General features: G+C 48.6%; 7 protein-coding genes, 2 rRNA genes and 1 pseudogene. 2 read left to right on the top strand and 8 right to left on the bottom strand.

Going from position 1 to position 10,555, the window contains the following annotated elements; translation table 11 throughout:
• Positions 1-386, top strand: a 23S ribosomal RNA gene (locus tag H6F50_RS08965); the annotation flags it as partial.
• 60 nt (positions 387-446) lie between these two features.
• A 5S ribosomal RNA gene (rrf, locus tag H6F50_RS08960) occupies positions 447-564 on the top strand.
• 557 nt (positions 565-1,121) lie between these two features.
• Here the strand turns inward: rrf and H6F50_RS08955 are convergent.
• The 8 genes and pseudogenes from H6F50_RS08955 to H6F50_RS08920 form a co-directional block, all read right to left on the bottom strand.
• A complete protein-coding gene (locus H6F50_RS08955; protein WP_190428417.1) occupies positions 1,122-3,479 on the bottom strand; it encodes a response regulator in 2,358 nt (785 codons plus the stop codon).
• Positions 3,472-5,661 (bottom strand): ATP-binding protein, encoded by a 2,190-nt coding sequence (locus H6F50_RS08950; protein WP_190428416.1) that lies wholly within the window; start codon positions 5,659-5,661, stop codon positions 3,472-3,474. The genes H6F50_RS08955 and H6F50_RS08950 overlap by 8 nt, the downstream gene beginning before the upstream one ends.
• 69 nt (positions 5,662-5,730) lie before the next feature.
• Positions 5,731-6,738 (bottom strand): ATP-binding SpoIIE family protein phosphatase, encoded by a 1,008-nt coding sequence (locus tag H6F50_RS08945; protein ID WP_190415967.1) that lies wholly within the window; start codon positions 6,736-6,738, stop codon positions 5,731-5,733.
• A 7-nt stretch (positions 6,739-6,745) separates the two neighbouring features.
• On the bottom strand, positions 6,746-7,150 hold the full coding sequence (locus H6F50_RS08940) for an anti-sigma regulatory factor (protein ID WP_190415968.1): 405 nt from the start codon (positions 7,148-7,150) through the stop codon (positions 6,746-6,748).
• A complete protein-coding gene (locus H6F50_RS08935; protein WP_190415969.1) occupies positions 7,131-7,526 on the bottom strand; it encodes an STAS domain-containing protein in 396 nt (131 codons plus the stop codon). The genes H6F50_RS08940 and H6F50_RS08935 overlap by 20 nt, the downstream gene beginning before the upstream one ends.
• Positions 7,527-7,534: 8 nt before the next feature.
• Positions 7,535-8,401 (bottom strand): STAS domain-containing protein, encoded by an 867-nt coding sequence (locus H6F50_RS08930; protein ID WP_190428415.1) that lies wholly within the window; start codon positions 8,399-8,401, stop codon positions 7,535-7,537.
• Positions 8,402-8,969: 568 nt separating this feature from the next.
• Positions 8,970-9,917: a D-2-hydroxyacid dehydrogenase gene (locus tag H6F50_RS08925; RefSeq protein WP_190428414.1), complete on the bottom strand. Its 948-nt coding sequence runs from the start codon at positions 9,915-9,917 to the stop codon at positions 8,970-8,972.
• A 377-nt stretch (positions 9,918-10,294) separates the two neighbouring features.
• A pseudogene (locus H6F50_RS08920) lies at positions 10,295-10,555 on the bottom strand (hypothetical protein); the annotation flags it as partial.

Raw genomic sequence — 10,555 nt, 5'->3', positions numbered from 1 at the left:
CGCAACCTGGGGCGGAAGTACGTCCCAAGGGTTGGGCTGTTCGCCCATTAAAGCGGTACGTGAGCTGGGTTCAGAACGTCGTGAGACAGTTCGGTCCATATCCGGTGCAGGCGTAAGAGCATTGAGAGGATCCCTCCTTAGTACGAGAGGACCGGGAGGGACGCACCGCTGGTGTACCAGTTATCGTGCCAACGGTAAACGCTGGGTAGCCAAGTGCGGAGCGGATAACCGCTGAAAGCATCTAAGTGGGAAGCCCACCTCAAGATGAGTGCTCTCATGGAAATAATCCAGTAAGGTCACAGGAAGAACACCTGTAAATAGGCGCCAGGTGGAAGTGCAGCAATGTATGCAGCCGAAGCGTCCTAATAGACCGAGGGCTTGACCTCAACTCCTAAAACTAAACTAACGTTACTATGCAGTATTGAGGGTTCATCCTCACATTCTTTCCTGGTGCTACTAGCGTTGTGGAACCACACCGACTCCATCCCGAACTCGGAGGTGAAACGCAACTGCGGCGAAGATACTCGGTGGGTGACTGCCTGGGAAAATAGCTCAGTGCCAGGTTGATTTTTAGTTAGATTGACTATAATAAAGGGTCGCTCTTGAAGAGCGACCCTTTATTATAGGATTGAGCTAATGCAAACTGCTTTGTTTCCACTGTGCAATTGCCAAAAGAAGCCGTTTCCTGTAGTTTGCTTGTTAGTAAATGCTATTTTTGGGCTACCCTCTCTAAACATTCTCGCTTCCGAGTCTTGAGGTCATGCATCCGTAGCTTTTGCTGCCACTGCGGTTCAAATTTTTGACAAAAGTCATCTATTTGGCAAAACAAAGCATCTCCCCTGGCCAATTAAGGGGGTTGCTGAATATTTCTGTAGATTTTTCATTTTCAGCTTACTTGCCCCCTCCCTTTCTTGGACGCTTCTCCATCTATTTCTATCCACAATCACCAACTCCTCTCGGGTTGAAACTTGTCTTTTCAGCCTATTTCAGGCTTTCTGAGTCAACCTTCCCTCTGAACAGTGAAGTAGGCACTTGTTGTTCTGATACTTAAAAACTTAACTCAGTGGAACCGTTCACTGTAGAAAGTCGAGTCTTAGAGGATTTACTGACTGCCGTTGACTTCACACTTCATGAATTCCTGTTCGTCCAGCAAGACTCGCTACAATGGTTGCTAATTCAGAAGGTTCCACAGGTTTAGGGATGTGCATTTGAAATCCGGCAGCGATCGCTCGCATCCTATCTTCAGCCCTAGCGTATGCTGTTAGAGCAACAGCAGGAGTTCGTCCCCCCTCTTCTGCGTTCAATGCCCGTACTCTACGAATCAATGTGTAGCCATCCTCTCCAGGCATCCCGATATCGCTCAATAGAACATCTGGTTTAAGAATTTTTATCGCTTCAATCGCTGAATCAGCCGATCCAACGGCACACACAGAAGCTCCACACTGTTCCAATAGCGTGGTGACAAACACGCGCGAATCAACCTCATCGTCTACAACGAGTATTTGTAAGCCATCTAACGAAGGTGGATGGTTAAATGAAACTCCCCGCCCAACCGTTGGGTGTACCCGCTCTCCCTCACTTGTCTCCATACGGACAGGCATCAGAGGAAGCTTTACGATAAATGTCGCTCCCTGCCCCTCACCTTGACTTTCTGCACGAACTGTCCCACCGTGTAGCTCTACCAAGTGGCGTACAATCGCTAGACCAAGACCAAGTCCACTGTATGACCGGGTAATAGAACTATCAGCTTGACGAAAGCGGTCGAAGACATAGGGCACAAAGTCAGAGTTAATGCCAAGTCCTGTATCGATTACTGTTATTTCAACATGGGAGTTAATCCGTTCGAGGCGAACCTGAACTCGCCCTTCTTTAGGTGTGAACTTGATTGCATTGGATAATAGATTCCAAATTATCTGCTGTAAGCGGTCTGAGTCACCGGCAACCGGGCCTGCTGCCGGATCGAGTACACTTTGGAGTCGAATAGCCTTAGCATCAGCCGCCGGACGGACGGTATCAACCGCCGCCTCAACAACCAAAGCAAGCTCAATTGGGCGGACATTTAGGCGTAACTTGCCCTGGATGATGCGGGAAACATCCAGCAAATCCTCCACCAGCTGAGCTTGTGCCCTAGCACTGCGTTCAATGGTCTCCATCGCCCGCGCAGTAGTCGCCTCGTCAAATTTGCGGGTATTGAGTAATTGAACCCACCCTAGCATTGCGTTGAGGGGCGATCGCAGTTCGTGAGACAGTGTTGCCAAAAACTCGTCCTTCATCCGGTTTGCTGACTCCGCCGCGGTGCGTGCTTCCTGTTCCGCAACGAGTAGTTGGTTGCGTTCGTCTTCAACTTGCTTCCGTTCAGTGAAGTCACGCATGATTTTAGAAAAGCCTCGTAGCTGCCCAGTCTCATCTCGTAAGGGCGTTACGATGCCACTTGCCCAGAAACGGGTGGCGTCCTTACGCAGGTACCAGCGTTCATTTTCAGCACGACCTTCTATTACTGCCGTTTCCAGTTCTTGCTTGTCTGCACCGAGTTCTAGGTCTTCAGGTATATAGATAATTGAGGCAGATTGACCGAGGATTTCGGCTTCCTGATAACCGAAAATGCGCTCTGCTCCAATGCTCCAACGAATAACACGCCCGTCTGGGTCGATGAAGAAAATCGCGTAGTCCTTTACATTTTCTAATAACAAGCGAAACCGTTCTTCGCTGGTTCGCAGCGCTTCTGATGCCCACTTGCGATCTGTGATGTCAGCTACGATATACACGGCACCCGTAAAAACTCCACTCTCGTCGAACACGGGATCTGTGGTTACAGAAAACCATCGTTCACCACACCGTAGCTCCTCGTTCTCGCGACGACGGGTTTCTTGGACACGAGTTAAGGGAGTGACCTCGACACAGCCCAGGATATCGTGCATTACCTCCTGATAAAAGCAACCCTCGATCTTTCCGAACGGTTTTTTCAGAAGATTCGTCATGGCGCTGTTAGTTCGCAAGATTCTGCCACGGTGATCTAGTAAACAAACACCATCTTTCATGGCATTGAATGTCGTTTGCCACTCTTTCGCCAAAGCCATTGCCGATTCTTCAGCTTCTCGGATGCGGAGCAAAGCTTTCACAGTAGCGAGCAACTCGATTGGCTCCACCGGCTGGGCTAGATAGCCATCTGCACCACTCTCTAACCCTTGTGCCTTGTCTTTACTCTCGACAAAACTAGCAGACAGATGCAGGACAGGAATAGAGGAAGTAGCAGGGTTTGCCTTGAGGCGGTGGCAGACCTCAAACCCATTAATATCAGGAAGCTGCACGTCAAGGATAATTAAGTCAGGCGGTTGCTGCGCTACTAATTGCAGACCCGTTTCGCCAGTAGCAGCCTCTTGAACCTTATACCCCTCTTTCCGAAGCATTCGACTGACGACATAGCGGTTCGTTTCATTGTCGTCTACGTGCAAGATCGTGATAAGGGTGCGGTCAGACATGAGCAGCCTCTCCAGGCTCTAGAACTAGCCCAGCTAAAAGAAGTGCTTCTCGGACAAGAGCGATCGCTTCTTCACGAGATGAGTTTTCTTTTGATAAAATCGCTACTGTGCTTTCGACAAGTATCGAGCGTTCCTCTGGTTCAAGAAGCTTTGAAGTATTAATAATTACTGGAATATTTTTAGTAGCTGGATCGGCTTTCATCTGTTCCAAAACCTCGAACCCGCTCATATCTGGCATAACTAGGTCGAGAAAAATGCAAGAAGGATTTTCTAGGCGGGCGTGACGGATACCTTCGTCCCCTGAAGTTGCCTCAATTATCTTAAAATTAAAACATTTTTCACGAGTGGTGCGACCCGTAAAATCGGCTAAATATTGCTTTAGTAGATAGTGGGATGCTGGGTCATCGTCAATAATCAAAACTTTTTGTAAATGCTCTTGTTTGACTAAAGTATTAAGTTTTTCAAGAAGCGATAATCGCTCTACTGGTTTCACAAAAAAGGCATCTGCACCTAAAGCACGAGCTTTCTTTTCGTTGTCAATAACAGTGATAACAACGATCGGGATATCTCGTGTCGCAGCGTTTCCTTTCATCTCTGAAAGGAAATCCCAGGTATTTTGCTCCTCAAGCAAAATGTCTAATAGCACAGCTCGTGGCTCAAACATTTGAAATGCTTGTTTTACTTGCTTGAGCGATCGCGCTGGGAAAATTTGATAGCTCGACCCCGCAAAATACTTCTCGTAAATGAACAGTGTTTCTGGGTTATCTTCTACAACTAATACTGGATAGCGAGTCGCATCTAACTGCAAAGGAGCATCGGGTTCAGATACCTCCTCTATATCACCCTCACCCCGGTAAACGAGCGGTATGGTGGCGAAAAACGTGGAACCTACCCCTTGTAAGCTTTTGATGGAGACACTCCCTCCCAGTAACTCGGCTAACTTCCGCGAAAGCGGCAGTCCTAGACCTGTTCCTTTAACCCGCTTTTGAAGGTGAGAATTCACCTGAATAAATTCCTCAAAGATTCGTTCAGTATCCTCAGGCGCAATTCCGATACCTGTATCAGCCACCGAGAAGACGACAGCGTTTTTGTCCAGTTCAGCTCTGATGCGAACTTCACCTCTTTCGGTATATTTCAATGCATTAGAAATAAAATTTCTCAAAATTTGGGCAACCTTCCCCTCATCGGTGCAGAGTGGGGGAAAGCCAACAGGTTCTTCAAAAACAAGAGAAATTGAGGAATTATCGCTAAGAAGTGGGCGCAGCATTCCTCGAAGAGTAGCGAATAGCTCGCTAACTTCAAACGCATTCGGATGAACCACAATTTTTCCTGCCTCGACCTTTGCCAAGTCCAAAAGGTCGTTTACCAACTCCGAGAGTCCTTCAGCCGATTGACGGATAAACGTCACTTGCTGTTCTTGATCGGGTGTCAATTCACCATCCATCCGATCTAGCAGCAGTCGAGAGAGAGACATAATCGAGTTGAGCGGCGTGCGAAACTCATGGCTCATATTAGAGAGGAAGCGAGTTTTAAGTTCATTGGCTCGCTGTAAAGAAACTGCTTTTTCGTCTAACTCGGCATATAATGCCACAACACCCCGATTAGTATCCTCTAGCTCGCGATTGACCTGCGCCAATTCAGCTTGACGCTTTTCGAGTTCTGCTAGAGTGCGAAGCAGTTCTTGGTTTTGTTGCTGAATTTCCTCAAAGGGATTTTGAGACCCTCGCATCGCCAACTCATCAGCAATTTGCGCCAAGCGCTTTGCTGTCAAGATCGGTGCCCGCTTTGGCAAGGTTTTTTCCATCAGCACCTCTGTTCCCTGCCCTGGCGTGGACGCGATATGAAACCGCTCCATCAGCCGCTTGGTGCCAATAATGCCTAAACCCATTCCGGTTTTTGATTTATACTGCCCATCCAGAATGCTCTTCAGATTGGCGATACCCGGCCCTTGGTCACGAATGCATACCACCAAGCTCTGAGGCAATTCGCCTTCCACCCGAAACTCTATTTTTCCCCCACGGGTATATTGGAAGGCGTTGCGGGCAATTTCCGATACAGCAGTGGCAATGCGCGTCTGATCCTGCGAGTCAAACCCCAAAGCTTGAGCAATCTGGCGTGCCTGCTGACGGGTCATCACGACATCTTGCTCAAATCGTATTTCTATCGTAAGAAGATTGGTCATTGGTCAATTGCTAATGGCTAATCGCTTGTTATTTATTGTTCATCAGCCCCTGCTGTACTCCTTTGGCCTTCAGTCTTCTTCGCGAGCAACCAGCACAGTGATGTCATCGCGACCTCGGTAGAAATCCCGGTACAAAACTCCAGCAATTAGGCTGGGATGTCTGGTTATGAGACCAGCATAGCGATCCAATCGCCACTGTGTACTCAACCCATCGGAATGCATCACCAAAAGCCCTCCTTGAGGCCACTGATAGACAAATTCCTGGATTTTACGGACTTCATGCCCCACTGTGCCATTGTGGGAAACCATGCTGTAGCTTCCTGCGGGAGAAAAAACGCTGCCAGCGATATTACCAACTCCAGCAAAACGAACGACAAGAGTTTTAAAGTCTACTTCTGCGATCGCTAAAGCAGCTCCACGAGTACTCCGCAGGGCTACGTGAGCCGCTTCAATAATCTCTGCGGGACTTTTGCGGACATTCTCTCGAAATATCTGAATGGCTTCTAAGGATGCCTGGGCGGCTAGAGGGCCATGACCCAAACCATCTGCGACTAATAGCAGACTGCGACCGGGCTGTTGGTCGGTTGCCCACCCATCACCCGATACCTCCTCCCCTGCCATCGGCAGGCACACCACGCCAATCTCTAGATTGTTGGTCGATTGGTTTGCCACTTCTGGGCAAGCCCAGAGGTGACTTAATAAAGCTGTACCCACGTTGGGAACAGAATGAATCTCAAAAAAAGCAGAAAGGCGGCTAACTGCCCCCAAACCATTTCCAGGCGTCCCTGCTGTAGAAAAACCGTCGCGCAGACACTCCTGGATATTGCTGATCCCTGGCCCTTTGTCCAAGGCTAGGATTTCTATACCCGTTATCTCGTTTTTGCTTAAAGGCTGTAGCAGCAACAGACCGTCTTTAGCGTGCAGAACCAGGTTATTGGCGATCTCAGTAACGACAATACCAACCTGCCCCCGCTCAGTTTCGTTGAAGCCGAGACGAGTCGCGATCGCGAGGGCTATTCGTCTCGCTTCACCAGCCTGACTAGACTCTAAAATGGGTAAGGCGACCGGAGCATTCATAATTAACTCACTTCCACTTTGTAATAGTGACTTTTGTGCCTTCTCCGACACGGGAAACGATATTGAATTCGTTCACCAGGCGCTTTGACCCACTCAAACCCATCCCCAGCCCGTTTCCGGTTGTGAAGCCATCTTTTAGCGCCAGATCGATATCCGGAATTCCTGGCCCACTGTCTTCAAAAGTTAGCCGCAGACCCCGACGGAGTCCCTCCTCTAGGGCTTCGAGTTGCACCGTCCCGCCGCCGCCATAGTCCAGGGTGTTGCGTGCCAGCTCGCTCGCCGCTGTCACGATTTTAGTCTGGTCTATTAGGCTAAAACCCAGTCCTAGGGCAAACTGACGCACGGCTTGCCGTACTAGCACAACGTCTGCCGAAGACTGGATGCTTATCGTTTCAGACCTCTGCAAGACCATCTATGCTCCCCCTAGGAGAAGCCTCCAACGATTTATGCAGGAGGGACATTCCCTTTTCAACGTTTAAGGCTGTGCGAATGCCGGTTAAGGAGAGTCCTAACTCTACTAAAGTGATGGCGACTGCTGGCTGCATACCTACAACAACCGTTTCAGCATCAAGTACTCGCGACATCTTGGCAATATTTCCCAGTATCCGTCCAATAAAAGAATCAACGATCTCTAGTGCTGAAATATCTATCAGCACACCACGGGCACTTGTTTGGCTAATGCGGTCGGTCAGGTCATCTTGCAAAGCGATCGCTAGGCGATCGTGCATATCGACCTGAATCGTCACTAGCAGGAATTCACCCATTTGTAATATGGGGATACGTTCCATAAAACTCCTTAAGTGCGTGTTTGGGCGCGAGAGATCGTGGCTCCAGTTCGCTTCAGAGCCAAAGCAAATGCGTCGCATAGAGAAGCCTTGGTGATCACATCAGCCAAATCCACGCCCAAGTAGACAATCGTTTGAGCAATCTGGGGACGAATCCCGCTCAGGATGCAATCAGCGCCCATTAGACGAGCCGCAGTGACTGTCTTAAGTAAGTGCTGAGCGGTGAGAGTATCAACGGTGGGCACTCCCGTAATATCAATGATTGCGACTTCCGAACCCGTCTCTACAATCTTCTGCAAGAGGGACTCCATCATCACTTGGGTGCGGGCGCTATCGAGGGTGCCAATGATGGGTAGGGCTAAAATGCCTTCCCACAGTTTCACGACTGGCGTTGAAAGTTCCATCAGCTCCTCTTGTTGGCGCAGGATCACTTCCTCGCGGGCTTTCTGATAGCTTTCAGTTGTCCAGAGTCCAAGCTTGTCCAACAGAGTCGTAACTGACCAAATCTCTTCCAGAAGGCTTTCGCTATCCTGTGCAAGTTCTAGGCGCAAGCGGCTGAACAAAGGTTGCTTCAAAGAAAAAACAAAAGTTGCGGTTTCTGATGGCGTGAAGCCTTTCTGGCTGCGCGATCGCGAAATCGAGCCAAGCATCTCGCGCACGCTACGCCATTCAGTCGATTTAATGTCGGTGAAGTTACCCTGCTGGACAGATGCCGAGAACAAGTCCAGGAATTCTCTGCATTCTTCACGCAGCTCTATTTCCTTAATTAGGTCTTTGCGGATACCAGCAGTTATTTGCTCTGAGATCCAGTCTGTTAGCAGTTGGGATTGATCGGTTTGGAGAATTTTCGGAATCTTACTTTTGCCGCTCAAGTCCATATTAACGGCCCCTTGTTTTAGCCTGTATTTGGCAAATTATTGTACAAGTCAACGATTTAGGCTTTTCGGCTAACTAGCTCAGTGGAGCCATTGAACAGCTTTCGTTGCGAGAATCCCTAGATGTACTTTTTTATCGTTAAGAAAATCTAGTTGACGAACTAGGCAGTATGAGGTAGTCCCTGAAAGGCTGATTGACCAAGATTAATTATAAGGATAAGGCGGGACAAAATAAGTACGTGTTACCGAAGTTTCACCGTCACGTTCCTACGCTTATGGTTCGCCCTAAAATCTGCAAGCCAGCCTAGAAATCATACCCATCATCTAGGCTAAAGGTTGCTGAGTGCTTCCTGTTGCGTTGCGTAATCAACTGTAATTGAAGCAAGGCGATCGCGCGAAGGCACCCTATAAACTGCTCTGTGACAGTTACACAAGTCCTAAGCAAGCATCTTCACGTCTTCGCACTCGCTACAAGCCCTCTATTGAGAACTTTTGTGCTAAAGCAGCAGTGAGAGTCAGGAAGTTTTGAGAATCTCGAATTGCTAATTGCAGAGGAGGAGTGGGAAAAATATTAGTAACCCACTTGCTTATCCACTACATTTCGCAGCGGTAAACCAGCTTGATAGCGGCTCAAATTCTCCAAAAACAGTTCTAAGGATCGCTGGTAAGTTTGTGGCGAATCTGCCGAACAGTGAGGTGAAATAAAGACGTTAGGCAGCGACCAAAAAGGACTATCTGGCGGTAAGGGTTCTGCGGAAAAAGTGTCTAATGCAGCGCCTGCAATCCAGCCTTCTCGAAGAGCAGTCAGCAATGCAGCTTCATCAACGATTGCACCTCTAGCAATATTAATGAAAAAGGCAGATGGACGCATGGCTTGAAAAACTGCTGCGTCCATCGTGCCTTTCGTCTCCGGTGTCAGAGGTGTGCTAACGACGACATAATCAGCTTCCGGAAGCAGCGATCGCCATTCGGTTGCACTCACGACTTTGTCAAACTCCGGTAGCGGTTCGGGATGGCGACGGCTACCCCAAACTCTCATTCCAAAAGATGACGCACGTTGCGCGATCGCGACGCCAATACTTCCCGCACCAATAATTAGCAAAGTTGCATCCTTCAACTCTTTCAGTTTTATGCCTCTCCCCCAATTATGTTCAGCTTGAAATGCTTGTAGTTGAGGTAAATTTTTCGCATGATAGAGCATAAACATCAGGACAAATTCCGCAATCGGAATTGCATGAACCCCTGCGCCATTCGTGAGCGTAATCTCCCGTCCCAAAAACGTTGGTGTCAGAATGTGATTTACCCCGGCACTAGGGGTGTGTTGCCAACGCAGCGCGGGTGCAGCCGCGAGAACTTTATGCAAAGTAGTTGGTTTTAGCAGAATCCAGTTGAAATAAACTTCAGCATCGCTGGCATCGCCGTCAAGATTACCCTCACTATCCACACGTACCACCTGTAAATTGGGAGGTAAACGCGGCTCGATATCAGATGCAATTTCGCTAGGGATTATTAGTTTCATCTTTGGTCTGATATCGGAACGAATTCGCCATCCATCGCGTGACCGCAGATGGTTTGGTGACTTCTGGACTATGTATGCGGGAAGTAGTGGGAAGTGACGACACGCAAGGGTTTTAGTTTTTAGGCTGTGTTTGATTCAACCGCAGATGGTTTGGTAAGCTTGGGGCAGGAATCGCAAATAGCTTGGTGTAAACTCTCCTCAATATCGGAGGGTTATGTCTTCTGTTGTTGCAGAATTCTGCACGAACTTCGTTCTACTTAGTCTCCAGTAGAGTAGAGTGTGTACGCCAAACCATCTGCGATCGCGACTCAGGAACACCTAGTTTGAGATGTTAAGCGCTAGCTCTGTGGAACTTTGGGCAAAAGTTTCTTAGAATTTCAGGAACTTCCGCGAACATTTGGCAGATTGAATGGACGCACAGGAGGGGCAGCCGCCGCACCATAATTCACTCGGCAACCAATATTTAATATGTTGGCTCCACACTCAAGTGGTACGACTTCGCCGCCTAGCATGGCGCTACAGCTCACATAACCATCATTGTTCGTGTCCTTAATCATGCACTCAATCGGTGTGGCACGCGCATGGCTAGACCAAGACCTCATACCCATCCCTGCAATCATGTGCTGCCAAAAGAAACC

It is taken from the genome of Coleofasciculus sp. FACHB-712 (assembly GCF_014695635.1).
GTDB lineage: Bacteria > Cyanobacteriota > Cyanobacteriia > Cyanobacteriales > FACHB-T130 > FACHB-T130.
Note: the sequence above shows the minus strand (reverse complement) of the source record. Positions and strands in the feature narration are given on the sequence as shown.